The organism is Paraburkholderia sp. DD10, assembly GCF_049177125.1.
GTDB classification, from domain to species: Bacteria; Pseudomonadota; Gammaproteobacteria; order Burkholderiales; family Burkholderiaceae; genus Paraburkholderia; species Paraburkholderia terricola.
In genome coordinates this window covers 1,649,698-1,674,678 of the sequence record NZ_CP185393.1, presented here as the reverse complement: position 1 = coordinate 1,674,678, position 24,981 = coordinate 1,649,698, and the positions used below count along the sequence as shown (strand labels likewise).

General features: G+C 63.6%; 23 protein-coding genes and 7 pseudogenes. 23 read left to right on the top strand and 7 right to left on the bottom strand.

Annotated features, from left to right (window positions below):
• Positions 1-20 precede the first annotated feature (20 nt).
• Complete coding sequence (locus ACOCG7_RS22910) at positions 21-806, top strand: TrmH family RNA methyltransferase (protein WP_083083847.1); 786 nt, start codon at positions 21-23, stop codon at positions 804-806.
• Between the two features lie 45 nt (positions 807-851).
• On the opposite strand, the gene ppsR is transcribed toward ACOCG7_RS22910, so the two are convergent.
• The gene (ppsR, locus tag ACOCG7_RS22905) at positions 852-1,667 is read right to left on the bottom strand and encodes a posphoenolpyruvate synthetase regulatory kinase/phosphorylase PpsR (protein ID WP_073427994.1); all 816 of its coding nucleotides are present in this window, start codon (positions 1,665-1,667) and stop codon (positions 852-854) included.
• A gap of 281 nt (positions 1,668-1,948) precedes the next feature.
• Entirely contained in the window at positions 1,949-2,110 is a 162-nt protein-coding gene (locus ACOCG7_RS22900) for a hypothetical protein (RefSeq protein WP_159442545.1), read from the bottom strand.
• Between the two features lie 84 nt (positions 2,111-2,194).
• Between ACOCG7_RS22900 and ppsA the strand changes: the two genes are divergently transcribed.
• The 3 genes from ppsA (at position 2,195) to ACOCG7_RS22885 (ending at position 6,212) form a co-directional block, all read left to right on the top strand.
• A complete protein-coding gene (gene ppsA, locus ACOCG7_RS22895; RefSeq protein WP_073427995.1) occupies positions 2,195-4,600 on the top strand; it encodes a phosphoenolpyruvate synthase in 2,406 nt (801 codons plus the stop codon).
• A 170-nt stretch (positions 4,601-4,770) separates the two neighbouring features.
• Positions 4,771-5,232, top strand: a complete 462-nt coding sequence (locus ACOCG7_RS22890) for an NfeD family protein (RefSeq protein WP_083083846.1) — start codon at positions 4,771-4,773, stop codon at positions 5,230-5,232.
• Between the two features lie 47 nt (positions 5,233-5,279).
• Positions 5,280-6,212: an SPFH domain-containing protein gene (locus tag ACOCG7_RS22885; protein WP_073427997.1), complete on the top strand. Its 933-nt coding sequence runs from the start codon at positions 5,280-5,282 to the stop codon at positions 6,210-6,212.
• Positions 6,213-6,332: 120 nt separating this feature from the next.
• On the opposite strand, the gene smpB is transcribed toward ACOCG7_RS22885, so the two are convergent.
• A complete protein-coding gene (gene smpB, locus ACOCG7_RS22880) occupies positions 6,333-6,779 on the bottom strand; it encodes an SsrA-binding protein SmpB (RefSeq protein WP_073427998.1) in 447 nt (148 codons plus the stop codon).
• A gap of 100 nt (positions 6,780-6,879) precedes the next feature.
• Between smpB and ACOCG7_RS22875 the strand changes: the two genes are divergently transcribed.
• Positions 6,880-7,317 (top strand): type II toxin-antitoxin system RatA family toxin, encoded by a 438-nt coding sequence (locus tag ACOCG7_RS22875; RefSeq protein ID WP_073427999.1) that lies wholly within the window; start codon positions 6,880-6,882, stop codon positions 7,315-7,317.
• Positions 7,314-7,646 (top strand): RnfH family protein, encoded by a 333-nt coding sequence (locus ACOCG7_RS22870; protein ID WP_083083845.1) that lies wholly within the window; start codon positions 7,314-7,316, stop codon positions 7,644-7,646. Before ACOCG7_RS22875 ends, ACOCG7_RS22870 begins: the two co-directional genes overlap by 4 nt.
• Positions 7,647-7,676: 30 nt before the next feature.
• On the opposite strand, the gene ACOCG7_RS22865 is transcribed toward ACOCG7_RS22870, so the two are convergent.
• On the bottom strand, positions 7,677-8,666 hold the full coding sequence (locus ACOCG7_RS22865; RefSeq protein ID WP_083083844.1) for a DMT family transporter: 990 nt from the start codon (positions 8,664-8,666) through the stop codon (positions 7,677-7,679).
• 259 nt (positions 8,667-8,925) lie between these two features.
• Between ACOCG7_RS22865 and guaB the strand changes: the two genes are divergently transcribed.
• The 11 genes and pseudogenes from guaB to ACOCG7_RS22810 all read left to right on the top strand — a co-directional run.
• Entirely contained in the window at positions 8,926-10,386 is a 1,461-nt protein-coding gene (gene guaB / locus ACOCG7_RS22860; protein ID WP_073428002.1) for an IMP dehydrogenase, read from the top strand.
• Between the two features lie 6 nt (positions 10,387-10,392).
• Positions 10,393-11,160 (top strand): hypothetical protein, encoded by a 768-nt coding sequence (locus tag ACOCG7_RS22855; protein WP_083083843.1) that lies wholly within the window; start codon positions 10,393-10,395, stop codon positions 11,158-11,160.
• Positions 11,161-11,358: 198 nt separating this feature from the next.
• A complete protein-coding gene (guaA, locus tag ACOCG7_RS22850) occupies positions 11,359-12,942 on the top strand; it encodes a glutamine-hydrolyzing GMP synthase (protein WP_073428004.1) in 1,584 nt (527 codons plus the stop codon).
• A 328-nt stretch (positions 12,943-13,270) separates the two neighbouring features.
• Positions 13,271-13,536 (top strand): annotated as a pseudogene (locus tag ACOCG7_RS22845) (Arm DNA-binding domain-containing protein); the annotation flags it as partial.
• 142 nt (positions 13,537-13,678) lie between these two features.
• Positions 13,679-14,847: pseudogene (locus ACOCG7_RS22840) on the top strand (acyl-CoA dehydrogenase).
• Positions 14,848-14,979: 132 nt separating this feature from the next.
• Positions 14,980-15,276, top strand: a pseudogene (locus ACOCG7_RS22835) (alpha/beta hydrolase); the annotation flags it as partial.
• A gap of 352 nt (positions 15,277-15,628) precedes the next feature.
• Positions 15,629-16,450 (top strand): ABC transporter substrate-binding protein, encoded by an 822-nt coding sequence (locus ACOCG7_RS22830; protein WP_347143091.1) that lies wholly within the window; start codon positions 15,629-15,631, stop codon positions 16,448-16,450.
• A 12-nt stretch (positions 16,451-16,462) separates the two neighbouring features.
• Entirely contained in the window at positions 16,463-17,194 is a 732-nt protein-coding gene (locus tag ACOCG7_RS22825) for an amino acid ABC transporter permease (RefSeq protein ID WP_347143090.1), read from the top strand.
• Positions 17,191-17,922, top strand: a complete 732-nt coding sequence (locus tag ACOCG7_RS22820) for an amino acid ABC transporter permease (RefSeq protein ID WP_083083482.1) — start codon at positions 17,191-17,193, stop codon at positions 17,920-17,922. Before ACOCG7_RS22825 ends, ACOCG7_RS22820 begins: the two co-directional genes overlap by 4 nt.
• 53 nt (positions 17,923-17,975) lie before the next feature.
• A complete protein-coding gene (locus tag ACOCG7_RS22815) occupies positions 17,976-18,236 on the top strand; it encodes a hypothetical protein (RefSeq protein ID WP_083083483.1) in 261 nt (86 codons plus the stop codon).
• A 54-nt stretch (positions 18,237-18,290) separates the two neighbouring features.
• Positions 18,291-18,649 (top strand): annotated as a pseudogene (locus tag ACOCG7_RS22810) (alkanesulfonate monooxygenase); the annotation flags it as partial.
• A 15-nt stretch (positions 18,650-18,664) separates the two neighbouring features.
• Here the strand turns inward: ACOCG7_RS22810 and ACOCG7_RS22805 are convergent.
• From ACOCG7_RS22805 to tauA, 3 genes and pseudogenes are all read right to left on the bottom strand, one after another.
• On the bottom strand, positions 18,665-19,540 hold the full coding sequence (locus ACOCG7_RS22805; protein ID WP_143326594.1) for an ABC transporter permease subunit: 876 nt from the start codon (positions 19,538-19,540) through the stop codon (positions 18,665-18,667).
• Positions 19,537-20,315, bottom strand: a pseudogene (locus ACOCG7_RS22800) (taurine ABC transporter ATP-binding protein). The gene ACOCG7_RS22805 and the pseudogene ACOCG7_RS22800 overlap by 4 nt, the downstream one beginning before the upstream one ends.
• Positions 20,312-21,346, bottom strand: coding sequence for a taurine ABC transporter substrate-binding protein (gene tauA / locus ACOCG7_RS22795; RefSeq protein ID WP_083083485.1), 1,035 nt, complete (start codon positions 21,344-21,346; stop codon positions 20,312-20,314). Before tauA ends, ACOCG7_RS22800 begins: the two are co-directional and overlap by 4 nt.
• Positions 21,347-21,662: 316 nt before the next feature.
• On the opposite strand from tauA, the pseudogene ACOCG7_RS22790 reads away from it, so the two are divergent.
• The 6 genes and pseudogenes from ACOCG7_RS22790 to ACOCG7_RS22765 form a co-directional block, all read left to right on the top strand.
• Positions 21,663-21,923, top strand: a pseudogene (locus ACOCG7_RS22790) (aminotransferase class V-fold PLP-dependent enzyme); the annotation flags it as partial.
• Positions 21,916-22,230: a hypothetical protein gene (locus ACOCG7_RS22785; RefSeq protein ID WP_421380624.1), complete on the top strand. Its 315-nt coding sequence runs from the start codon at positions 21,916-21,918 to the stop codon at positions 22,228-22,230. The pseudogene ACOCG7_RS22790 and the gene ACOCG7_RS22785, both read left to right, overlap by 8 nt.
• Before the next feature lie 216 nt (positions 22,231-22,446).
• Positions 22,447-22,650, top strand: a complete 204-nt coding sequence (locus ACOCG7_RS22780) for a cold-shock protein (RefSeq protein ID WP_083083486.1) — start codon at positions 22,447-22,449, stop codon at positions 22,648-22,650.
• A gap of 429 nt (positions 22,651-23,079) precedes the next feature.
• Complete coding sequence (locus tag ACOCG7_RS22775) at positions 23,080-23,835, top strand: SDR family NAD(P)-dependent oxidoreductase (RefSeq protein ID WP_083083487.1); 756 nt, start codon at positions 23,080-23,082, stop codon at positions 23,833-23,835.
• A gap of 18 nt (positions 23,836-23,853) precedes the next feature.
• The gene (locus tag ACOCG7_RS22770; RefSeq protein ID WP_347143088.1) at positions 23,854-24,693 is read left to right on the top strand and encodes a CmcJ/NvfI family oxidoreductase; all 840 of its coding nucleotides are present in this window, start codon (positions 23,854-23,856) and stop codon (positions 24,691-24,693) included.
• A 58-nt stretch (positions 24,694-24,751) separates the two neighbouring features.
• Positions 24,752-24,931, top strand: a pseudogene (locus ACOCG7_RS22765) (SDR family oxidoreductase); the annotation flags it as partial.
• Positions 24,932-24,981: the final 50 nt, after the last annotated feature.

Here is a 24,981-nt window from a genome sequence, read left to right as displayed (position 1 = left end):
CCTTACTGTCTTCGCTGCCTGTGAAAGCCATCACCTCGCGGGACAATCCGCTCTACAAGCGCCTGAAAGCACTGGCCGGTTCGACGCATCAGCAGCGTCGCGGCGGCCACGCGCTGCTCGAAGGGTTTCATCTCGCAAGCGCCTATCTCGACGTCGCCGGGCAGCCGGAACTGTGCGTCGTCACGGATGGCGCGCTGCGCCATGACGAGGCGCAGGCGATCGTGTCGCGCGTCGACGAGCATCGCCTTGTCACGCTGCCGGATGCGTTGTTCGGGCAACTGTCGAATGTCGTGCACGGCGTCGGCATTCTGCTGCTGGTCGAGAAGCTCGATACGCCTTTGCCGGAAAATGTCGCGCGAACCTGCCTCGTGCTCGACAGCGTGCAGGACGCCGGCAACGTCGGCTCGATTCTGCGCAGCGCGGCGGCCGCCGGCATTCAACAGGTATTTTGTGCGCCAGGCACGGCGTACGCGTGGTCGTCGAAAGTACTGCGCTCGGGCATGGGCGCGCATTTCCTGTTGCAGATTCACGAAGACGTGGAAGCGCAAGCGCTGATCGAGCGTCTTGCGATACCCGTCGTGATCACGGATTCGCACAGCGCCGAGGCGATCTACGACTGCGATCTGAGCGGACCGCTTGCCTGGGTGTTCGGCAACGAGGGGGCGGGCGTCTCGCAGGCATGGCGCGACGCGGTCTCGTTGCGGGTGACGATTCCGCAGCCAGGCGGCATGGAGTCGCTGAATGTGGCGGCCGCGGCGGCTGTCTGCGTGTTCGAACAGTGCCGGCAGCAGCGCGGCCGCGCGTGAGCCGGGAATCCCGGCGCCGCGCGCATCTCAGGCGCAACCGAGCGATCAATAAGCCGATCGCTCGAGCTTGATCTCCTGCAGGATCGTGGTCGCGATCTCCTCGATCGATTTATGCGTCGACGACAACCACTTGATGCCTTCGCGCCGCATCATCGCTTCCGCTTCATTGATCTCGTAACGGCAGTTTTCCGGCGCGGCGTACTTGCTGCCCGGCCGGCGCTCGTTGCGGATCTCCGAGAGCCGCTGCGGATCGATCGACAAACCAAACATCTTCTGCCGATGCGCCAATAGCGGCGTAGGCAGCTTGCCGCGCTCGAAATCCTCGGGAATCAACGGATAATTCGCCGCTTTCACGCCGTACTGCATGGCGAGATAGAGGCTCGTCGGCGTCTTGCCGCTGCGCGATACGCCGACCAGGATCACGTCGGCGTCGGCGAGATTGCGATTCGATTGACCGTCGTCGTGGGCGAGCGAGAAATTGATCGCCTCGATGCGATTCTTGTATTCCTCGGTGTCCGCGTTCTGGTGGCCGCGACCCATCGCGTGACTCGATTTCAGCTCCAGTTCCTGTTCGAGCGGCTCGACGAAGGTCTGGAACATGTCGAGCACGAGCGCGTTCGAGCCTTTGACGATCTGATTCGACGCGCTGTCCACCAGCGTCGTGAAGACGATCGGACGGCGGCCGTCCTGCTGGATCGCTTCGTTGATCTTTTCGAGCGTGGCATATGCCTTTTCCGTCGAGTCGACGAAAGGCACGCGAACCAGGCGGAATTTCTGGTCGAACTGGGAGAGGATCGAATGCGCGAAAGTTTCGGCAGTGATCCCGGTACCGTCGGAGACGATGAATACGGTGGGCGGCATCAGTGGGGCTGGGAACGTGAGCGGAAATGAGCGCTCGAAGGAAACATCGCTGCGTTGAGTTCGCTGCACGGTGGCTGACCGGAAACTGCAGCGGCGTCGATGCAGCGCGCCGTGGGCACCGCAATCGCTCCCGGATGGCAACGGGGCCTCGCAAAGCCCGCCGGCCGGTCCAGGACGCGGTTCGAGGCGCAATTCTCGGCCGACTGTCACATTTTGAGAGTCGGCACGGTAGAATAGCGGCAACCTGTTGGATAAGCAATTGCAGGCGATTGGCGCCTAACTTACCGCGAATAGCCGGTCAACGCCTTGCTTTCGGCCGTAACCTGCGCCGAATAGGGCGGATCGATCGGTAAATTCGTCCAATCGTCTTCTACGTCGTGCATCTGGTGTTTCGAGCGCCCCTCGGCAACTTGCAGCGATTGCTTCTCCAACAGGTTGTGCAAGACGCGAGGTCACGCTTCCAATGAGCGTCTCGCGTTCAAGCCCACTTGCACAGCCGTGAATTTCTTTCACACTTAGGGGCTTGTATGACTAACGCAGTTACCGTCGCAAAGGACAAGGCGTATGTAGTTCCGTTCGAGCAGTTGCGGATGACCGATGTGGAAATCGTCGGCGGCAAGAACGCGTCGCTTGGCGAGATGATCAGTCAGCTCGCTGAAGCCGGCGTGCGGGTGCCGACCGGTTTTGCCACCACGGCGCTGGCTTTCCGTGACTTCCTGCATCACAACAATCTGACCGAACGCATCGCCAAACGTCTCGAAACGCTCGACGTCGACGACGTGAAGGCACTCGCCGAAGCGGGCAAGGAGATCCGTCAATGGATCGTCGACGCGCCGCTGCAGCCGCAGCTCGAGGCTGATATCCGCGCGGGTTTCGACACCCTGCAAAACAGCTCGCCCGAAGAGCTCTCATTCGCCGTGCGTTCGTCGGCCACGGCTGAAGACTTGCCGGACGCATCGTTCGCGGGTCAGCAGGAAAGCTACCTCAACGTGGTCGGCATCGACGACGTGCTCGATCGCATGAAGCACGTGTTCGCGTCGCTATATAACGACCGCGCTATCTCCTATCGCGTCCACAAGGGTTTCACTCACGCCGAAGTCGCGTTGTCGGCGGGCGTGCAGCGCATGGTGCGCTCGGACGTCGGCGCAGCGGGCGTGATGTTCACGCTGGATACGGAATCGGGCTTCAAGGACGCCGTCTTCATTACGTCGAGCTACGGTCTGGGCGAAACGGTGGTGCAGGGCGCGGTGAATCCGGACGAGTTCTACGTCTACAAGACCACGCTCGCCCAAGGCAAGTACCCGATCATCCGCCGCTCGATCGGCTCGAAGCTGATCAAGATGGAATTCACGAAGGCCGGCGAAGAAGGCCGCGTGAAGACCGTGGACGTGCCGCACGAGCAGCGCAACCGCTTCTCGATCACCGACGAAGACGTCATCGAACTCGCGAAGTACGCCGTCATCATCGAAAAGCACTACCAGCGTCCGATGGACATCGAGTGGGGCAAGGACGGCCGCGACGGCAAGATCTTCATTCTGCAGGCGCGTCCGGAAACGGTGAAGAGCCAGGCCACGGGCAAGGCCGAGCAGCGCTTCAAGCTGAAGGGTCAATCGAACGTGCTGGCAACCGGCCGCGCGATCGGCCAGAAGATCGGCGCGGGTCCGGTGCGCGTGATTCACGATCCGTCGGAAATGGACCGCGTGCAGCCGGGCGACGTGCTGGTCGCCGACATGACCGACCCGAACTGGGAGCCGGTGATGAAGCGCGCATCCGCGATCGTCACGAATCGTGGCGGGCGGACCTGCCACGCGGCCATCATCGCGCGTGAGCTGGGCGTGCCGGCCGTGGTCGGCTGCGGCGACGCCACCGACGTGCTGAAGGAAGGCGCGCTCGTCACCGTGTCGTGCTCGGAAGGCGACGAAGGCAAGATCTACGACGGCCTGCTGGAAACCGAAATCACCGAAGTGCAGCGCGGCGAACTGCCGCCGATTCCGGTGAAGATCATGATGAACGTCGGCAATCCGCAACTGGCCTTCGACTTCTCGCAACTGCCGAACGCTGGCGTGGGGCTCGCGCGGCTCGAGTTCATCATCAACAACAACATCGGCGTTCATCCGAAGGCGATTCTCGAGTATCCGAACATCGATCAGGACTTGAAGAAGGCTGTCGAAAGCGTGGCGCGCGGTCATGCATCGCCGCGCGCGTTCTACGTCGACAAGCTGACCGAAGGCATCGCGACGATTGCCGCGGCGTTCTATCCGAAGCCCGTCATCGTGCGTCTGTCGGACTTCAAGTCGAACGAGTACAAGAAGCTGATCGGCGGTTCGCGCTACGAGCCGGACGAAGAAAACCCGATGCTGGGCTTCCGCGGCGCGTCCCGCTACATCGCCGACGACTTCGCCGAAGCGTTCCAGATGGAATGCATCGCGCTGAAGAAGGTGCGTGAAGAAATGGGCCTCGACAACGTCGAGATCATGGTGCCGTTCGTGCGCACGCTGAAGCAGGCGGAACGCGTGGTGGGGCTGCTCGCGAAGTACGGCCTCAAGCGCGGCGAAAACGGCTTGCGCCTGATCATGATGTGCGAAGTGCCGTCGAACGCGATTCTCGCCGAGGAATTCCTGCAATTCTTCGACGGTTTCTCGATCGGTTCGAACGACCTCACGCAGCTCACGCTCGGCCTCGACCGCGACTCCGGCATGGAACTGCTGGCGGTCGATTTCGACGAACGCGATCCGGCGGTCAAGTTCATGCTCAAGCGCGCGATTGACACCTGCCTGCGCCTCGACAAATACGTCGGTATTTGCGGCCAGGGCCCGTCGGATCATCCGGACTTCGCGCAATGGCTGACCGATGAGGGCATCAAGTCAATCTCGCTGAACCCGGACACGATCATCGAGACGTGGCAGCAACTGGCGAAGTCGTCGAAGAAGTAAAGCGCGCGCCATGCATGCCGTTTTCAGGCGGCATGCAGGGCGAGCGGTGTGCCCAGCCGAGCGCGTGTCAGGCGCCTGTTAAAGCTTGTTGCACCGCTCGGTAAAATGCACCCGCTTCGTGCTATAAACACCCCGGTAGATCCGGGGTGTTTTGCTTTGTGGAGGTCGACGTGGCGCCAGCGGGATGGTTCTGGTGGGTCGGGGCGGGTGTGCTTGTCGTGCTGGAACTGATCAGCGGCACGTTCTATCTGCTAATGATCGCGTTGGGCTTCGTGGCGGCTGCCGTCGCGCACCTCATGGGCGCCGCCGCCGACGCGCAGTTCGCGCTGGCGGCCGGCGTGGCGCTCGCCGCGGTGCTGTTGCTCCGGCGCTCCGGTTTTGGCCGCAGAACGCGCAAGGAGGCGTCGAAGAACCCGGACGTCAATCTGGACATCGGTCAGACGCTGAGCGTGCCGGCGTGGCACGAGCGCCGGGCGCGCGTCGATTATCGCGGCGCGGCATGGGACGTCGAACTGGCCGCGGGCGAGCCGGAAGACGCGCAGGTCTACGAGATCACGGAGCTGCGCGGCAGTTGTCTCATCGTCGTGGCGAGCCCGCATGCGAGGCGCAAGCAAAAGGCGACGGCGACCTGAACGTTTGCAATGCACACGACTATTCGAACAAGAACCGGAGGACATTAATGGATTCGACCATCATCGGGGCGGTGTTTTTAGTCATCGTGATCGTGCTGGCAGCGCAGACCATCAAGATCGTGCCGCAACAGCATGCGTGGGTGCTGGAGCGGCTCGGCCGCTATCACCGCACGCTGACGCCGGGCTTGAGCTTCGCGTTTCCCTTCGTCGACCGGATCGCGTACAAGCACATCCTCAAGGAGATTCCGCTCGAAGTGCCGAGCCAGGTCTGCATCACGCGTGACAACACGCAGTTGCAGGTGGACGGCGTGCTGTATTTTCAGGTTACCGATCCGATGAAGGCCTCGTACGGGTCGAGCAATTTCGTGTTCGCGATCACGCAGTTGTCGCAGACCACGCTGCGCTCCGTGATCGGCAAGCTGGAGCTCGACAAGACGTTCGAGGAGCGCGACTTCATCAACCACAGCATCGTGTCGTCGCTGGATCAGGCCGCGGCGAACTGGGGCGTCAAGGTGTTGCGCTATGAAATCAAGGACCTCACGCCGCCCAAGGAGATTCTTCACGCGATGCAGGCGCAGATCACCGCCGAGCGCGAGAAGCGCGCGCTGATCGCGGCGTCCGAAGGGCGCAAGCAGGAGCAGATCAACATCGCCTCCGGCGGCCGTGAAGCGTCGATCCAGAAGTCCGAAGGCGAACGGCAGGCCGCGATCAACCAGGCGCAAGGCCAGGCGGCGGCGATCCTGGCGGTGGCCGAAGCCAATTCGCAGGCGATTCAGAAGATCGCGGCGGCGATCCAGTCGAATGGCGGGATGGAGGCGGTGAACCTCAAGGTGGCGGAACAATACGTGAACGCGTTCGCGAACCTGGCGAAGCAGGGCACGACGCTGATCGTGCCAGGCAATATGTCGGATATGAGTTCGATGATCGCCTCGGCGCTGACCATCGTGAACAAAGGCAAGGGCGCGACCGACGTGCGGTGAGTTCGTCGCGGGTGCGCGTGTCAGTGCACGGCTTGGTCCGCAGAAAAAAGAATGGCCCGCGCGGTGTGCGGGCCATTTTTCATTGAGCGCCTGCTTGTGGCGCCCGTCGTCAAGCCTGGATCAGCTCGGCGAGCGCATCAGGCGCGCCTTCTCGCGCTCCCAATCGCGTTTCTTCTCGGTTTCGCGTTTGTCGTGCTGCTTCTTACCCTTGGCGAGACCGATTTCGCATTTGACGCGGCCGCCCTTGTAGTGGAAGTTCAGCGGCACGAGCGTGTAGCCGCGCTGCTCGACCTTGCCGATCAGTTTGCTGATCTCTTCGCTGTGCAGAAGCAGCTTGCGCGTGCGCACGGGGTCCGGGTGGATGTGGGTCGAGGCTTCGGGCAGCGGGCTGATGTGCGTGCCGATCAGGAACAGTTCGTTATTGCGGATAACGACATAACCCTCCTTGATCTGGCCGCGCCCGGCGCGTAGCGCCTTGACCTCCCATCCTTCGAGCACGAGCCCTGCTTCATAGCGTTCTTCGACCGAGTAGTCGTAGAAGGCTTTTCTGTTGTCGATGATGCTCATGAATGGAAAGTGCCCAACTCGTTTAAAATCACGATTTTAGCAAAGCGGGGCAAGGAAAGCCCGCGGCGCTTGTCCACCCTTGCCACGTGCTGTTCAATTTATGGCAGATGTCCAGAAAACCGTGTTGATCCGCCATTCGGCGGAACAGATGTTCGACCTCGTTACCGACGTCGCCGATTACCCCAACTTCCTGCCCTGGTGCGGAGGCGTCGAAATCCGCCGCCAGGACGAAACCGGCATGGAGGCGAAGATCGATATCAACTTCAAGGGCATCAAGCAGCATTTCGCCACGCGTAACAGCATGGAGCGGCCCACACGCATCGATATGGAATTCGCGGACGGCCCGTTTCGCAAATTCACCGGTTTCTGGCGCTTCACGCCGTTGCGCGCCGACGCCTGCAAGATCGAATTCGCGCTGCACTACGAATTCACCAACATCATTCTCGAGAAGATCATTGGGCCGGTGTTCAATCACATCGCCAATACTTTTGTCGAATCGTTCGTGAAGCGCGCCGATCAGCGCTACGGTAAGGCATGAGCGCGCGGCTGTCGATCGAAGTCTGCTACGCGAGCGCCACGGAGCAGACGCTGATCGCGGTTGATTTGCCGCTGGGCGCGACGCTGCGGCAGGCGATCGAGGCGAGCGGCATCCTGCAACGCTACCCGCGGATCGATCTCGACACGCAGAAAGTCGGCGTGTTCGGCAAACTCAAGCCGCTCGATACGGTGCTTGCCGACCACGATCGCGTCGAGATTTACCGGCCGCTGCAGGTGGATCCGAAGGTGTCGCGTCAACGGCGCGTCGAAAAGACGCGCAAGGCGGGCTCGATCGAGGGCCGCCGCTGGCAGAACAAGGATTCGCGTTAGACCGGTCGGCGGCGCCTGCCGCGCCCCGCCTCAAGGCGCCGCGATCCTTGCCTCGTCCCGCGCCTTGTCCCCAAGCGACGCCGCCCCGGACGAATCATCATCCGCATGCTGGCGCACCGACCAGCAGACCCCCGCCACTAGCAGCAAAATCGCCGCGATTTCCAGCGGACGCGGCAGGCGCTGATCGTAAATGAACGCGTAGAGCAGCGCGAACAGCGTCTCGAACACGATCATCTGACCCGAGAGCGTTAGCGGCAGCCGTTTCGACGCGGCGTTCCACAGCCCGTTGCCGAGCCACGATGCGCCGACGGCAAGCCCGAGATTCAGCATCCAGAAGGTATGCCAGCGGCCGTCCGCGAGTTCGCCTTGCAGGCCGTCCGACGGCAGCACGCCGATCACGAGCCACAGCGCCGCGCCGAGCGCACCCGTCACCACGCCCCACAGCACCGACCATTCGTTGCCGCTGAAATGCGTCTGACGCTGCAGGTAGCGGGTGTTTTCGACCGCGAACCACGTCCAGCATCCCAGCGCGCCGACTGCGCAGGCGAGTCCGATGAGCCTGATGGCGACGCTCGCCGGCGTGCCGTCCGCGACCGTGAACACGTCGACATTGATGCAGGCGATGCCCGCCATCACCATCGCGAGCGGCCATGCGAGGCGGGCGAGCGGCACCGCGCCGCGATCGCGCCGGCCTAGCAGCGTGACCGTGACGGGCAGCACGCCGACGATCAGCGACGCCGGCGCGATGCCGATCAGATGGACGGCCGCTGTTAGCAGCAGGTAGTAGAGCAGGTTGCCGACCACTGCGAGCTTGACGAGCGCGCCCAGATCCTCGCGAGTGAGACGCTTGACGAGCGAGCGCATCATCGGCAGCGCGGCGGCCAGCGAGACGAGGCCGTACATCGTGTAGCGGCCGGCAGAGAGCAGCAGCGGCGAAAAGTCGGGCAGCACGCGCGGCACCAGAAACACCATGCCCCACAAGGCTCCAGCCATCACTCCATATGCCACACCGCGCTGCATCGACTACCCCTGCCGGAAAGACTCGAATGGTCGGCAGAATAGCCCGGTGGTGGCGGGGCGTCTTGTTCGATTCTGCATTCGGCGCCGATGCGCCCGAACGCGCAAACGAAACCCGATCGAACCCGAGCCGAACAGCGAGGCGAAATCGCCGCGCCCAAAGTCACGAAAAAAATCGGCGGAAACTCGCTAAGCTGCTGTTCGTGCAGTGAAAACCAGGAGGTATCGCGTATAATTCGCTTTTGCGCCTATAGGATTTGCCATGCGTCTGATCCAAACAGCACTCACGTTCGATGACGTGCTCCTCGTCCCGGCCTACTCCGATGTTCTGCCGCGCGACACCAGCCTCAAGACCCGGCTGACCCGCAATATTTCCCTGAATATGCCGCTCGTGTCCGCCGCCATGGACACGGTCACAGAAGCACGCCTTGCGATCGCGATGGCGCAAATGGGTGGCGTGGGCATCATCCACAAGAATCTCACGCCGGCCGAGCAGGCGCGTGAAGTCGCCAAGGTCAAGCGCTTCGAATCGGGCGTCGTGCGTGATCCGATCACGGTGCCGCCGCAGATGAAAGTGCGCGACGTGATCGCGCTGTCGCGCCAGCATGGCATTTCGGGTTTCCCGGTGGTCGAGGGCGCGCAACTGGTCGGTATCGTCACGAACCGCGACTTGCGCTTCGAGGAGCGTCTGGACGAACCGGTGCGCAGCATCATGACGCCGCGCGAGCGCCTCGTCACCGTCAAGGAAGGCACGCCGCTCGCCGAAGCCAAGGCGCTGATGCACAGCCACCGCCTCGAGCGCGTGCTGGTCATCAACGAAGCGTTCGAACTGCGCGGCCTGATGACGGTGAAGGACATCACCAAGCAAACCGAACACCCGGACGCCTGTAAGGACGAACACGGCAAGCTGCGCGCGGGCGCGGCGGTCGGCGTGGGCGAAGACAACGAGGAGCGCATCGCGCTGCTGGCGCAGGCGGGTGTCGACGTGATCGTCGTCGATACGGCGCACGGCCACAGCAAGGGCGTGCTCGAGCGCGTCAAGTGGGTCAAGCAGAACTTCCCGCACGTCGAGGTGATCGGCGGCAACATCGCCACCGCGGCGGCAGCCAGGGCGCTGGTCGAATACGGCGCCGACGGCGTGAAGGTCGGTATCGGCCCCGGTTCGATCTGTACGACACGCATCGTGGCGGGCGTGGGCGTGCCGCAGGTCACGGCGATCGCCAACGTGTCCGAAGCGCTGAAGGGCACCGGCGTGCCGGTCATCGCCGACGGCGGCGTGCGCTTCTCGGGCGACGTCAGCAAGGCGCTGGCAGCGGGCGCGAACGCGGTGATGATGGGCAGCATGTTCGCCGGCACCGAAGAGGCGCCGGGCGACGTCTTCCTGTTTCAGGGCCGCCAGTACAAGTCCTACCGCGGCATGGGCTCGGTCGGCGCGATGAAGGACGGCGCGGCGGACCGCTACTTCCAGGACAACTCCGCGAACATCGACAAGCTGGTGCCGGAAGGTATCGAGGGCCGCGTCGCCTACAAGGGGTCGGTCAACGCGATCCTGTTCCAGTTGATCGGCGGCGTGCGCGCCAGCATGGGCTACTGCGGTTGCCGCACCATCGCGGAGATGAACGAGAAGGCCGAGTTCGTGCAGATCACGGGCGCGGGCTTGCGCGAGTCGCATGTGCATGACGTGCAGATCACCAAGGAAGCGCCCAACTATCACGTGGACTAAACGCCAATGAAGCCATTGCTGCGTGCTGTACTCATCCTCGATGCGTTGCTGTTGCTTGCGTTCGGCCTGCTGTTCGTGCTGACGCCCTGGACTTCGTTGTACAACGCGCTGCTTCTGGTGCAAACCCAGCCGGCTCTGGTCGGCCAGGGATTTGGCGTGGCGCTGATCGGGCTCGGCTGGCTGGCCCTGCACGCGTCGATCGACGGGGCGCTCACTTCGAGTGTCGCGAGAGTCGTCGGGCACGTGAACTGGTTGACCGGCGTGCTGATGCTGGTCTGGTTGCTCGGTTTGCATACGCCGTCGCTGACGGGTTTCGGGCAGATCGTGGCGGTGCTGACGGGTGTGGTGCTGCTGGTGATCGGCCTGGGCGGCGTGCGTTTATCGAGCGCGGTGCGGCGGCGTGAAAAGGCGCGGCTGGCTGAAGCCGCCGCTGCCGAGCGCGCCGAGCGCCAAGCGGCGAAAGATGCCGCGAAAGACGCCGCCTACAAACGCGAACCCGCGAGCGGGCCCACTCCCGTCACGGCGGGCTTTCCGGTCTACCGTGCGGAGCCGGTGATCGAGCCGGTCATGCCGGCTACGCGGCCGGTGAGTCCGGCTACGGGTGCGCCGGTCGATCCAGCGGTCGACGAACCGGGTAGGCTGGCGGCCGAGCGTGCTGTACGCGCTGAACATGCAGCGAGGGCCGCCAGTTCCGAGGCTGCGAGCGCACGCGACGAGGCCCGCAACGCCGCCGCCGACGCGCCGGGTGCGCCCCGCCCGCCGTTTCATGGCTGAAGCGCCGGACCGCCCCGTCCTTCGAAGCTACCGGATTCGTTCGCGCGTGCCGCAAATCAGTGCCTGCGGTCGGCCCCGCCAGCGCGCTTCATTGTTACGTTTCATGCTCGACCGTTCCCACGTGGACCGCTTTGAATTCAACGCCGCGCCTCGTGCGCGGCATTCCGTATCCGTTCACTTTTGACTCCGTCCGCTGCCATGCATGACAAGATCCTGATTCTCGACTTCGGTTCGCAAGTCACCCAACTGATTGCACGTCGCGTTCGCGAAGCCAACGTGTACTCGGAAATTCATCCGTACGACGTCGACGCGTCGTTCATTCGCGATTTCGCGCCGAAGGGCGTGATCCTGTCCGGCGGCCCGAGCTCGGTCACCGAAACGGACACGCCGCGCGTGCCGCAAGCGGTGTTCGAGCTCGGCGTGCCGGTGCTCGGCATCTGCTACGGCATGCAGGCAATGGCCGAGCAATTGGGCGGCAAGGTCGACATCGGCCACCTGCGCGAGTTCGGCTATGCCGAAGTGCGCGCGCGCAACCATACGAGCCTGCTCGAGGGCATCAGCGACTTCACCACGCCGGAAGGTCACGGCATGCTGAAGGTGTGGATGAGCCACGGCGACAAGGTACTGGAAATGCCGCCGGGCTTCGCGCTGATGGCGTCGACGGAATCGTGCCCAATCGCGGCGATGGCCGACGAAAAGCGCCATTTCTACGGTCTACAGTGGCATCCGGAAGTCACGCACACCGTGCAGGGCCGCGCGATGCTCGAGCGCTTCGTGCTGCGGATTTGCGGCGCCAGGCCCGATTGGGAGATGGGTCATTACATCGACGAAGCCGTCGCGAAGATTCGCGAGCAGGTCGGCAACGAACACGTGATCCTGGGGCTGTCGGGCGGCGTGGATTCGTCGGTGGCGGCGGCGCTGCTGCATCGCGCGATCGGCGATCAACTGACCTGCGTGTTCGTCGATCACGGCCTATTGCGCCTGAACGAAGCGGAGCAGGTGATGGCGACGTTCGCCGATCACCTCGGCGTGAAGGTGATTCACGTGGACGCCAGCGATGTGTTCCTGAGGAAGCTCGCCGGCGTGAGCGATCCGGAAGCGAAGCGCAAGATCATCGGCGCGGAGTTCGTCGAGGTGTTCCAGGCCGAGGCCGGCAGGCTCACCGACGCCAAGTGGCTGGCGCAAGGCACGATCTATCCGGACGTGATCGAATCGGCCGGCAAGGGCAAGAAGGCGACGCAAACCATCAAGAGCCACCACAACGTGGGCGGCCTGCCTGAGACGCTGAATCTGAAGCTGCTGGAGCCGCTGCGCGAACTGTTCAAGGACGAAGTGCGCGAACTCGGCGTGAAGCTTGGTTTGCCGCCCGCGATGGTATATCGCCATCCGTTCCCGGGCCCGGGTCTGGGTGTGCGGATTCTCGGCGAAGTGAAGCGCGATTTCGCGGACTTGTTGCGTCGCGCGGACGCGATTTTCATCGAGACGCTGCGGACTTTCATCGACAAGGAAACCGGCAAGTCCTGGTACGACCTGACGAGCCAGGCGTTCGCGGTGTTTCTGCCGGTGAAGAGTGTCGGTGTGATGGGCGACGGGCGGACTTATGAGTACGTGGTGGCGCTGCGCGCGGTGCAAACGCTCGATTTCATGACCGCGCATTGGGCGCATCTGCCGCATGAGCTGCTGGGGCATGTGTCGAACCGGATCATCAATGAAGTGCGCGGGATCAACCGGGTTGTTTATGACATTTCGGGGAAGCCGCCGGCGACGATTGAGTGGGAGTAGGGGGTAAAAAAATCTCAATAAAATCAATGGCTTGTAATGATTGATGTAAAAAGTTCTTTGTTGATCGTTTCGTTGTAAGTCATTGATCTAGAAGCAAAATTTTTGAGGATTCCGGAAGCAGCCGAGCCATTGTGTGCGGCAAAATGACGGTATGGCGGACGGTATGCGCCGAATGCACGGTTACGACTCGATAATTTACCGGCAGCACGATTCGGCCTCGACGGTAAAATTCTTTCCAAAAAGCTAGGCGTGGTGCGGGTTTGCGGGCACATCAAGGGCTCGTGGTTGGTGACGGTAAAAGGTGTACCAACCACGAAAACGAGAAACGATGCTCACCGAATTTGCACTACGCAACCTTAAGCCCCGCACAAGATCGCCGACCGCGAAGGCATGTACGTCGCAGTATCTCCGGCGGGCACCATCTCCTTTCGATACGACTATCGCATTAACGGGCGGCGAGAAACGCTGACAATCGGCCGTTATGGTCGAGGGGGCATCTCGCTGGCGTTGGCGCGGGAAAAACTGCTGGACGCCCGTCGCGCCGTCCGTGAAGGCAAGTCACCCGCTGTGGAAAAGCAACGGCAGAAGCGGCAGCGTAGTCAATGGCATCCGTTAATAACGATAACTTTTTTACTGCCCACGTAGTCCACGCACGTCAACTTGACAGAGCCCGGCAAACGATTCAAGGCGCACGCCGCGTAGGGTGCGCACCAGGACCATAGGAGTGTCACGTTACATGTCGAACAAAAATCAGAAACTCGAAGCCGCGCTCGCCGCGTTGCCGGAACTGGAGAAGGCCGTCGGCGAAGATGCTGCCGCACGCGAGGCGCGCCGTGAACTTGGCGTTCGAGGCTTTCACGCTGTTTCGCCAGTGAGGCTTGAGCACCTTGCGCTTTCCGCTTGAGTGGGGCGGGCTCGGCGGCTCGCTCGAAGACGTGCTCGAAGTAACCGCAACGCTTGCTGCAGACGGAAGCAACGTCGCGCATGCGCTGCGCATTCACTTCGATCAGACCGATGCGCTGCTGCTTTCGCCGCGTATGGCGTTCAACGAATTGCAGATCAAGCGCTTGGTCGAAGGCGCGATCTTCGGCGGCGCTTCCGCGGAAGCGGGTACGTCGCGTCCCGGGAAATCAAGACGCAATTGCGGCGCGAAGGCGATCACTTCCGTCTCAGCGACCGCAAATTTTATTCGACGGGCACCGCGTTCTCCAGCTACCCGTGCCTGAACGTGCAGGACGAACACGGCGAAGCCGCGATAGCGGTCGTGCCGGTCCGGCGCGAGGGACTTCGGGTGATCGACGACTGGGACGGCATGGGGCAGCGCATGACCGCGAGCGGCAGCCTCGAATTCGACGACCTCATCGTGTATGCCGACGAAGTCACGCCGCGCGTGCAGACGACGCTCACGGACCGTCACGGCGGCGCGTTGCATCAGTCGCATCTGGTGGCGGTGGCCGCGGGCATCGTCCGCAACGTCGTCGCGCATGCACCAGCGCTATGTGCTGAAGCACGGGCGGCCTGTGCTGCACAGTGCGGCGCCGTCCGCCCGCGAAGATGCGCTCATTCAACAGGTCGTCGGCGAGCTGAGCGCGAACAGTCACGCGATCGACGTGCTCGTGCGCGACAACGCGCGCGTGCTCGAAAGCGCGCTCGGGACGGAGCGCACGCAGATCGTCGTCAGCAAGCTCGCGTTGAGCGCAGCGGAGCGTATGTTCGAGGCGGGGGTGCGCATCGGCGAAGTCGCGCGCGCATAACATCGATCGTCACTGGTGCAATCTGCGCACGATCTTCAGCCACAATCCGCTGCTGCACAAGGCACGCTTGATCGGCGACTACGCGCTCAACGGCGTGACCACGCATCTGGCCGAAGGGCGCGAGGGCGCGCATTGGCAGAGCTGGCTCTAGCGTCAGATGCCCGGCGCGCGGCGCGTCGAGCAGCGGGACGGGGATGCGCGCGTCTCGACCCCTGGAACGGCTCCGCGCGCGGCACCCCCGCGGACGTGAGGGTGCAGTCGTGCTCGCCACGTACGGCTTCGGATGTCTCGCGGCCGCGTATGCACTTGGCCACTCCGATCATCCGGGGCATGGCACGTTTTGCCGCTCGATGTCGAAGTGCTCGGCGTGCTGCTGGTCGCGTCGGAGAGCCCGGCGCGGTTCCGCTTCGCCGGTGCTTTCGATGCATCCAGACTCGGCGTGCCATCGTTCGTCGTCGGCAGCACCACGGATCCATGGCTGCCGATCGACGAAGCACGCACGTCGGCGCAGCGCTGGAAAAGCGCATTCGTCAATCTTCGCGACGCGGGGCATGTCGACGTCTCGGCGGGTTTCGGCCCGTGGCCGCTGACCCGGCACTTTACCGAGACGCTCGCGCAGCGCGTGCACGCGCGTGACGATGAAGAATGCAGCGCCTTGCCGCGCGTGCGGTTGACGTGCTCGGCCGGCACGGCGGTTTCGAGGGCGGCAGCGCCTGAGACGACGCGGGCGGTCAGGCGAAACCGGGCGGCGCGTCCCTCAGCACGTCGATGTGTGATGGATTCACTCCGGGCGTCGCGCCAAATCTCCGCGCCTGCTTTCTTCGTGACAAAAACTTCGTTCCCTCCTCGCGGCCGTGCCGATAGAGTGCCAGCCTCGCCATCGTGCCGACGCCCAGCGACGCGCACCGGCGCAACGAACAAGGAACTCAACAATGAAGATCAGGACTTGGGGCGCGGTGCTTGCAGCACTGCTGGTAGTGGCTTCGAACGCCGCGCATGCGGATCGGCTCGACGACATCAAAAAAGCCGGCGTGCTGCGCGTCGCGGCGTTCGACAGCAATCCGCCGTTCGGTTTTGTCGACCCGAAGGACAATCAGATCGTCGGTCTCGATGTCGACTACGCGCGAGCGGTGGCGAAGAGCTTGGGCGTCAAGCTCGAAGTGCAACCGACCAATCCGGCCAACCGCATCGCGTTCCTGAAGTCGGGCAAGGTCGATCTCGTCTTCGCCAACTTCACGATCACCGACGAGCGCAGAAAGGAAGTCGATTTCAGCACGCCGTACTTTGCATCAGGCACGCAGTTCATCGCGAAGAAGGGCGTGCTGAAGTCGCCCGATCAGCTCAACAGCCTGCGCATCGGTGCGGACAAGGGAACGACCAACGAACAGCAGGTGCGCGCGAAATTCCCGAGCGCGACCATCGTCGCGTACGACGACACGCCGTTCGCATTCGCCGCGCTGCGCACGGGCAACGTGCAGGCGATCACGCAGGACGGTCCCAAGCTCGTGGCGTTGCTTGCGCGCGTGCCGGACAAGGCCAGCTACGAGATTCCCGCCTTCACCATCTCCAACGACTACGAAGGCGTGGGCGTGCCGAAGGGCGAGACGCGTCTGCTCGACGCCGTGAACAGCACGCTCACGAAACTCGAAGCGGACGGCGATGCTGCACGCATCTACGACAAGTGGTTCGGCCCGAAGAGCGCGGCGCCGCTGCCGCGCCTCTTCAAGATCGGCGATCCGCAAAAGAACGGTTGACCGACGTCGGTCATGCATAGCTGGCTCGATCCGAAGTATCTCGCGTGGCTGGAGCAGGGCTTCGCCGTCACGCTGGCGCTGTCCGCATGTGCGGCGATCTGCGCGACGCTGCTCGGCTTTGTGCTGGCCGTCGCGCGCACGTCGGGCAATGGCGCGCTCGCACGCGTGGCGGCATCGTATGTCTTCGTCTTTCGCAATTCGCCGCTGCTCGTGCAGTTGCTGTTCTGGTATTTCGGGGCGGCCGCGTTGCTGCCATCCGAATGGATGGCATGGCTCAACACGCCGCGTGCCGCGATGCTCGGGCCATTCGCTTTGCGTTGGCCGAGTTTCGAGGTGTTCGCGGGCTGGATCGGATTGACCTGCTACTCGACGGCGTTTATCGGCGAGGAGTTCCGTGCCGGCATGCGTGGCGTGAGCATCGCGCAGGAGCAGGCGGCCGCTGCGCTCGGCATGAGCCGCTACGCCGCGCTGCGTTACGTGATCCTGCCGCAGGCGGTTCGCATCGCGACGCCGCCGCTCGCCGGGCAATACATGAACGTGGTGAAGAACTCGTCGCTGACAATGGCGATAGGCGTTGCGGAACTGTCGTACATGTCGCGTCAGGTCGATACCGAATCCTTCAGAACGTTTCAGGCATTCGGCACGGCCACGGTGTTCTATGTGCTGACCATCGCGGTCATCGAAGCGGCGCTGGTCGTGTGGCAGCGAACCGGCACGCGCGCGTTGCGGCGAGTCCACGCATGAACGAGGTCGACTGGCTCGCTTCGCTGCGCTATCTGCTGCTGGGCGCGTTTCCATCTGGGCCGCTCGGCGGCGTTGCGCTGACGCTTGCGCTCTCCATCGCCTCCGCTTCGCTTGCGGCGATCGCCGGGCTCGCGGGCGGCATCGCGCTCGCGATGACACGCGGCGTCGCGCACATCCTTCTCACTGCGCTCGTTGCGTTCTTTCGCGCGATTCCCGTGCTGATGCTGATCTTCTGGACCTTCTTTTTGATGCCGATTCTGCTGCACGTGAACGTGCCGGGCCTCGCGACCGTTGTGAGCGCGCTTGCGCTGATCGGCGGTGCGTATCTGTCGCATTCGGTCCATGCGGGCATCATGTCGATCGGCAACGGGCAGTGGCAGGCGGCGATGTCGCTCGGGCTCACGCGCTGGCAGGCGCTGCGCGAAGTCGTGCTGCCGCAGGCCGTGCGCGTGATCATGCCGTCGTTCATCAATCAATTGGTGTCGCTCGTCAAGGACACGTCGCTTGCGTATATCGTGGGCGTGCCGGAATTCACGTTCCTTGCGAATCAGCTCAATAACCGGCTGATGGTCTATCCAGCACAGATTTTTCTGTTCGTCGGCTTCGTCTATCTGATCCTGTGCGGCGCGCTGCAGGGAGCCGCCAACGTGTTGCTCTCGCGCCGCTTCGAGAAGAGCGGCAAGGTCCGCACAATGCCTGCAATGCATCGCAGAAAAGCTCGTTTGTGAAACGCGTCGCGCGAGCTTAGATTGATGTCATTGTCTTCCGAAGGTAGCGAGTCATGGCGCAGATCCTGACGCATTACTGGCACGTGCTGTCCAACAGCTTTGAACGGTCTCGCGAGCGCCGCTTTATGCGTGAAGCGAGACGTGCGATGAACGCCTGCGCGTGCGATGCACCGCGTGCCTCCCCGAGCGGCAACGAGGAGGCGAGCCGCGCGGAAAAGCTCGAACACATCGCATTGTTCGCGCAAGCGGGCTACTTCAACATGGGCAATGCGGTCGATCTGTTTCAGCCGCCCGTCGAGCCGCCGCCGTTCTGAAAGCGCCGGCGCGCGTCTTGGCAACACCAGGCACATCGATAGCGACGACGCGACATTGCCCAATCGCAGCAGAACTTCGCGAGGTTCGATTCGGTCGGGCAGCGCCGCATGGCCGAACTGCACGGCGGACGGCGCGACCGGCTGGAGATCAGCCCGAACCTGTGGGCCGGCGTCGGACTGGTGCGCGGCGGCGTGGGAACGGCGCTCGTCGGCGATGGGCGGACGTTGGCCGCGCGCCTGCAGGAATATGTCGATGCCGGCGCGAACGGCTTCGAGCTGTCGGGCTATCCGCATCTGGAAGAGGCGTTCCGCTTCGCGGAGCCTGTGTTCCCGCTGCTGCCCGGCAAGGGCCGCGTGGCGTGCGGCAGACGGGCGGCGCATTCGACATCCGCGCGAGTCAGGCCGCGCGGTAAGGTCTCGCGGCGCGATCACCGTCCCTTCCACGGCACGAGCCGCCGTTCCAGCGCGCGCATGCCGAAGTCGAAAATCCACGCGATCGCGCCGATCAGGATGATGCCCATCACGACCACGTCGGTGCGCAGGAAGCTCGATGCATTGAGCACCATCTGCCCGAGCCCGGCGGTCGCGGCGACCATCTCGGCGGCAACGAGCGTGGTCCACCCGAAGCCGACCGCGATGCGCAGACCCGTCAGGATTTCGGGCAGGGCGGCGGGCAGCACCACATGCCACACCACCTGCCTGAAGTTCGCGCCGAGCGACCACGCCGCGTTGACCTGTTCGGCGCTCGCGCTCCTGACACCGGCGCGCGCGGCCATCGCGATCGGCGCGAAACACGCGAGCCAGATCACGACGATCTTCGCGGTTTCGTCGATGCCGAACCAGATCACGACGAGCGGCAGATAGGCGAGCGGCGGCAGCGGCCGATAGAACTCCAGCGGCGGGTCGAGCACGCCGCGTGCAATGCGGCTCACGCCCATCAGAATGCCGGTCGGCACCGCCGTGACTACGGCCAGCGCGAACGCGCCGAACACGCGGACCGTGCTCCACAGCAGATGCTCGGACAATGGCAGTCCGCCCTGCAGTCGCCCGTGCATGGCATCGACGAACGCCCGCCACACGGCTTCGGGCGAGGGCAGGAAGAGCGGCGGCAGCCAGTGGAAATGCGTGGCCGCCCACCAGAGCGCCGCGAGCGTCGCGACACACAGCACGCTGGGCACGGCCGTCGGGCCTGCGCCCGGCATCCCGCGATAGCGCGCGCCCCGTCTGGCGGGCGCGGTGCGTCGTGGGATGCGCGGCGCTGTTGCCGCGCGCGGCAGGCGCGCGTCATGGGCGGGATGGGTCATGCGACTTCCGTTTCGGTGCGATGCAGGCGGTGCGTCAGCCGCTCGCGCCACTCGATGAACGCGGGCGACGACTTGACGGCGCGCGCAGCGCGGTTGCGTATGAACTCGCGCGAGAACGGCAGTTCGTGCACTTCCTCGATGCGTCCTGGCCCGGCGTCATCAGGACGAGCCGCGTCGCGAGGAAGAGCGCCTCCTCCACGCTATGCGTGATGAAGAACACCGTCTTGCCCGTGCGGGCCCACACGTCGAGCACAAGTTCCTGCACGCTTTCGCGCGTGAGCGCGTCGAGCGCGCCCATCGGCTCGTCCATCAGTAGCACTTCGGGATCGCTCGCGAGCGCGCGCGCGATGCCCACGCGCTGCTGCATGCCGCCCGAGAGCGTATAGACCTTCGCATGCTCGTGCTGCGCGAGGCCCACGAGCGCGAGCGTGCGGCGCGCGATCGCGTGCCGCTCGTCGCGCTTCACGCCGCGAAAGCGCAGGCCGAGCGATACGTTGTCGAGCACGTCGAGCCAGGGCATGAGCGCGTATTTCTGAAACACCACGCCGCGCTCCGCCCCGGGTCCGACGATCGGCTCGCCGTTGAGCGATGCCTCGCCTTCGGTCGGTTCGAGAAAGCCGGCAAGGCAATTGAGCAGCGTGGTCTTGCCGCAGCCCGACGCGCCGAGCGCCACCACGAACTCGCCGCTGCCGATCTGCAGATCGACGCCCTGCAACGCAGGCCTGTCCGTGCCGTCGTACGTGACGCCAAGATTCCGGATGGAAAGCGCGGTCACTTCGCGGCCTGCTGCGCGTAGCGCGGATCGACGCCCGTGGAGTAATCCGCGAGCACGTTCTGGATCGTGCCCTGCTGCTTGAGGAACTGCGCCGTCGCGGCGAGCGATTTCGCCGCGCCGGATTGCTGGCCGCCGCCGAGCCATGCCGGCGATGCCTGCTCGCTCGCGTTCGGGAATGCATAGAGCGCGAGGCTCGCGGGCACGTCGGCTGCGTTCGCGCCGGACTCCTGCGCCACGGCCTGAACCTGCTTCGATCCGGCGTTCCAGTCGCCTTTGTGATCGCGGTATTGCGCGTCGGTGTCGGCGAGCACCTTGACGAAGCCGTTCAAAAACGCAGTATTGTCCTGTGCGAACTTGCGTGAGGCGACGAAGCCGTCGAAGGTCGCCTTGCCCGATTCGGTCGCGACCTGCCCCGACGTGATCAGCACACGGCCGCTCTGCTTGACCTTGGCGAGCACGGGATCCCAGATGTACGTCGCGTCGATGTTGCCGCGTTCCCACGCGGCGGCGACTTCTGGCGGACGCAGATTGACGATCTTCACGCTCGACGGATCGACGCCCGCCTGCTGCAACGCGACGAGCGCATGGAAGTGCGATGTGGACACATACGGCACGCCAAGCGTCTTGCCCTTCAGATCGGTGAGCTTCGTGACGCCAGAGCCGTTGCGCGCGACGAGTGCTTCGGCGTCGTTGATGTTGTCGAGAATCCAGAAGAGCGAAAGATCGACGCCTTGCGAAAGGCCCGCCGCGATCGGGCTGGAACCTGCTTCGCCGAGCTGAATGGAGCCGGATGCGAGCGCACGGATCACGTCCGCGCCGCTGCCGAGCTTGCGATACGTGACCTTATAGCCCGTGGCTTTCTCGACGGCGCCCGTCGCCTGCGCATATCGCCAAGGCACGACCATGTCCTGATAGCCGATGACCACTTCGCGTGTTTCGGCCTGAGCATGCACGGGGGCCAGTGTGGCGGCGGCGAACAGGAAGGAAGCGATACCTGCAATCAGTTTGCGGCGATGGATCGTGTGTTTCATGGAGCGTGCTGGACGGTGTGGTGAAGCTTTCAACTATAGGCACTTTGCGTGCCGCGGCTACGAATGATTTGTGCGTAGCAAATGACGCGAAACGCACTTTAAACATGCCGCTTGGCAAACGGTTCGATGCGAACCTTCATTTGCAAATGACAGTCATCGCCGCTGCATGTGCTGGCGCTCGGCAGGCAGGGCGTCACAGGAAATCGTTCGGCTTGCCCGGCGACGATTTTGCTGCGCTCGCTCGCCGTCCAGCGCCTTGGCACGACGACGCCGTATTACGTCCGCCACGGACGAGCGCAACGGGACGCCGTCTGCGCGCTCGGCGCATCCGCCGTTCGATATCAAACGCGATCCGCCGCGACTTTCCGATTCTTCAGGAGCGCGTGAACGGCAGCCAGCTCGTGTGGTTCGACAACGCGGCGACCACGCAGAAGCCGCAGGCCGTCATCGACCGGCTCGCGTACTTCTGAGCGCACGAGAAGTCGAACATCCATCGCGCCGCGCATACCATCGGGGGCGCGCGACCGATGCCTACGAAGGCGCGCGCGGAACGGTGCGGCGCTTCCTGAATGCGTCACCAGCATGTGCTGTACGGGCTCTCGTCAACGCTTATGCAGGGCGATCCCGTCAACCTGAAAGCCGTGGCGCTCAGCGCAGCTTCAGTGGTCCCGGCGGTGACGCTGCGCCAGGTGCTCGGCAATCTGCGTTTTACCAGATGGTATCCGGCAGACCGGTCTTTCCCAGAAGAAGATGAAACGTGGTCGGCGACGGTACGCGCTGTTCGTTACGCCTGCGCGCAACTCCGTGCGAGCAACGCCTGTCCGCACTGCGCGGGGCGCTTGCAGGTCGAGCAAGGTCCGTCGGAACTTGATTACCTCGTGTAGCGCCTGAGTTTTGACCGGCGCAAAGCGATAGGGCTCGCGCGCGTGATAAACATCGAAGAATAGATTCGTTTCGAGTGCTTCACGCTTGCCGTATTGTTTATTACGCCGCACGGACGAAACATCTCGTCACGCAGCCTGGACCCGGCAGCAACGGAGCGCGTCACGCGCGAAACGCCTTTGCCGCGATCCAGCCCAATATTCAGTCAGGAATGCATCATGGCAACAGGTACGGTCAAGTGGTTCAACGACGCAAAAGGATTTGGCTTCATCAAGCCAGATGACGGCGGCGACGATCTGTTCGCACACTTCTCCGAAGTGCGTACGGAAGGTTTCAAGTCGCTGCAGGAGAATCAGAAGGTGAGTTTCGAGGTCAAGCAGGGACCTAAAGGCAAGCAGGCTGCCGACATCAAGCCGCTGTAGGTCGCAGGCAGGCGACTTCCGCGATGGTCGACGAGATCGTGATGCACGCTGTCCCCATCCCGTCAGATGAAGTAATCGGCTGACAACGATAGGTGAACAATTTCTTGTTCGTTGGTTAGCCGCTTTTTGCGGAGAAGCTGGCGCCTGAGTTCCCTGGCCGATGTGTCGGCCGGACTCGCTATTCAGGAAACGGCACCAGTGGGCGCGTGTGCGTCGCGAGCAGAATCAGCCTTTCAAGAAGTGCGTTGCGAATTTGAATTTCACCCGTCTTACGCCGGCGCCAGGCGATGCCGCTTAACTTTCCACAATTCGTTATTTCTAACGGCAGCAACGCTCGCCTACGCTCATGATATCGACGCATGCGCCCGTCGCTGACACACGTCGTGTCGCGGTTTCGCGACCTGCGGCAGCCATGCAATGGAGAGCTTAATGACCGATGCCGTTAAGAAAGCGCAAGCCAATACGCGACTTGCGTGGATTGCCGGGGTAGGCGCCAGCGCCGGACTGGGCGCGGCGCTGGCGCGCCGTTTCGCCCGCGAGGGTGTGAGCGTCGCCGTGACGGGGCGCTCGCGCGAGCGGCTCGAAACGGTCGTCGCCGAAATCGCGCGGGCAGGCGGGCATGCCGTCGCTCTGCCCGGCGACGTGACGAGCGAGAGCGAGCTTGCGGCCATTGTGCGGCAACTCGCCGAACACGGCACGCTGGCAGTGGCGATTTTCAACGCCGCAGGCGGCACGCGTGCGCCGACGCTCGAACTCACCGCCGAGCAGTTCGAGGCGGCATGGCGGGTCACGACGTTGGGCGGCTTCCTGTTCGCCCGTGCGGCGTTGGGGCCGCTGCTGGCAGCCGGGCGTGGTTCGCTGCTGTTCACCGGCGCGACTGCGTCTTTGCGCGGCCGGCCGCCGTTTGCCGCGTTCGCCTCGGCCAAGGCCGGCCTGCGCTCGCTCGCGCAGAGCCTCGCGCGCGAGTTCGGGCCACGGAATATCCATGTTGCGCATGTGGTGGTGGATGGCGGCATCGACGGTGAGCGCCTGCGCACCTCGGCGCCGCAGCGGGTGGCTGAACGCGGCCCGGACGGTCTGCTCGATCCCGAGGAGATCGCCGACGCGTATTGGCATCTGCATCAGCAGGGACGTACAGCCTGGTCGCAGGAGATCGATCTGCGGCCCTTCAACGAAACGTTCTAACGTGATGAGGACGCGACCATGAGCGATATCGTCATCGACGCACCGGTCTCAGCCACTTCGGTCGAGGCGGAGCTGAATTATCTCGAGTTCACCGGCGAAAAACCGGTCTCGTATCAATACGAACCGCCGCCCGGCGTGCCCAAACGCAGCGGCGTGTACCGGCCGCATCGGGTGACGGTTTCGAATGCCCGAGTCGCGCCGCCGCCGGGTGCGTTGTCGCTCGATGGAAACGGCTTCGAACTGCACCGGCAGGCGAGTGGATTGCGCGACTTTTCCGACCCGGCGAGGATCGCCTCCGTGTACTACCCGGAAAGCGAACAGCTGCTCAAGCAGGCCACCGGCGCCCGCCGGGTAGTCGTGTTCGATCACACGTTGCGCGACGGCAATACCGCACGCGCCGAAGGGGTGAGGGAGCCGGTCAAGTACATCCATAACGACCAGACTTTCGTGTCGGGACCCCGTCGCGTTCGCGACCATTTGCCGCCAGGCGAAGCCGAGCAGTTGCTGCAAGGGCGCGTGGCGATCGTCAACCTGTGGCGGCCGATCGGCGAGACCGTGCAGTCGTCGCCGCTCGCTTTGTGCGATTCGCGCAGTATCGCGCTCAACGACCTGGTGGCGTCAGACCTCGTCTATCCCGACAAAGTGGGCGAGACGTATGCGCTCGTCTTCAATCCGCGTCACCGTTGGTACTACTTTCCCCATATGACGCCCGAGGAATTCCTGCTGCTCAAGATCTACGATTCGGCGGGCGATGGCATCGCGCGCTTAAGCGCGCATACGGCATTCGACGATCCGATGTCGCCGGTCGATGCGCTCCCGCGCCGCAGTATCGAGTTGCGTGCGCTGCTGTTCTTCTGAGGTTAGGGGTCGCTGAACATGGCGGCTTCGCGCAGTCGTGGCATGCGTCGCGCCGCCAGCCTGCACCGAGATGCATGCGAGCGGCGGCGAGCCGGGACGGGTGGATCGCGTCAGGGACTCGATTCCCATGGGACGAGGCGGTCAGCCTGAAGAGGTTGCGCGGGCGATCCTCTGGCTGGCGAGCGCCGAGGCTTCTTTCATCACAGGTACGTTTCTCGATGTCACCGGCGCGAAGTGAGCGCCATGCCGCACGCAATCGCGCTTGACCGCCGGTGTGGTCTCACTTCC

Excerpts from the sequence above, each read along its gene's own strand:
- ACOCG7_RS22865 (WP_083083844.1), bottom strand. The coding sequence starts at position 8,666 with ATGCAGCGCGGTGTGGCATATGGAGTGATGGCTGGAGCCTTGTGGGGC.
- ACOCG7_RS22815 (WP_083083483.1), top strand. The coding sequence starts at position 17,976 with ATGGCGCAGATCCTGACGCATTACTGGCACGTGCTGTCCAACAGCTTT.
- ACOCG7_RS22825 (WP_347143090.1), top strand. The coding sequence starts at position 16,463 with ATGCATAGCTGGCTCGATCCGAAGTATCTCGCGTGGCTGGAGCAGGGC.
- ACOCG7_RS22855 (WP_083083843.1), top strand. The coding sequence starts at position 10,393 with ATGAAGCCATTGCTGCGTGCTGTACTCATCCTCGATGCGTTGCTGTTG.
- ACOCG7_RS22775 (WP_083083487.1), top strand. The coding sequence starts at position 23,080 with ATGACCGATGCCGTTAAGAAAGCGCAAGCCAATACGCGACTTGCGTGG.
- ppsR (WP_073427994.1), bottom strand. The coding sequence starts at position 1,667 with ATGCCGCCCACCGTATTCATCGTCTCCGACGGTACCGGGATCACTGCC.
- ACOCG7_RS22870 (WP_083083845.1), top strand. The coding sequence starts at position 7,314 with ATGAGCGCGCGGCTGTCGATCGAAGTCTGCTACGCGAGCGCCACGGAG.
- ACOCG7_RS22885 (WP_073427997.1), top strand. The coding sequence starts at position 5,280 with ATGGATTCGACCATCATCGGGGCGGTGTTTTTAGTCATCGTGATCGTG.
- ACOCG7_RS22780 (WP_083083486.1), top strand. The coding sequence starts at position 22,447 with ATGGCAACAGGTACGGTCAAGTGGTTCAACGACGCAAAAGGATTTGGC.
- ACOCG7_RS22805 (WP_143326594.1), bottom strand. The coding sequence starts at position 19,540 with ATGACCCATCCCGCCCATGACGCGCGCCTGCCGCGCGCGGCAACAGCG.
- tauA (WP_083083485.1), bottom strand. The coding sequence starts at position 21,346 with ATGAAACACACGATCCATCGCCGCAAACTGATTGCAGGTATCGCTTCC.
- ACOCG7_RS22875 (WP_073427999.1), top strand. The coding sequence starts at position 6,880 with ATGGCAGATGTCCAGAAAACCGTGTTGATCCGCCATTCGGCGGAACAG.
- ACOCG7_RS22830 (WP_347143091.1), top strand. The coding sequence starts at position 15,629 with ATGAAGATCAGGACTTGGGGCGCGGTGCTTGCAGCACTGCTGGTAGTG.
- ACOCG7_RS22785 (WP_421380624.1), top strand. The coding sequence starts at position 21,916 with ATGCGTCACCAGCATGTGCTGTACGGGCTCTCGTCAACGCTTATGCAG.
- smpB (WP_073427998.1), bottom strand. The coding sequence starts at position 6,779 with ATGAGCATCATCGACAACAGAAAAGCCTTCTACGACTACTCGGTCGAA.
- guaA (WP_073428004.1), top strand. The coding sequence starts at position 11,359 with ATGCATGACAAGATCCTGATTCTCGACTTCGGTTCGCAAGTCACCCAA.
- guaB (WP_073428002.1), top strand. The coding sequence starts at position 8,926 with ATGCGTCTGATCCAAACAGCACTCACGTTCGATGACGTGCTCCTCGTC.
- ACOCG7_RS22770 (WP_347143088.1), top strand. The coding sequence starts at position 23,854 with ATGAGCGATATCGTCATCGACGCACCGGTCTCAGCCACTTCGGTCGAG.
- ACOCG7_RS22820 (WP_083083482.1), top strand. The coding sequence starts at position 17,191 with ATGAACGAGGTCGACTGGCTCGCTTCGCTGCGCTATCTGCTGCTGGGC.
- ppsA (WP_073427995.1), top strand. The coding sequence starts at position 2,195 with ATGACTAACGCAGTTACCGTCGCAAAGGACAAGGCGTATGTAGTTCCG.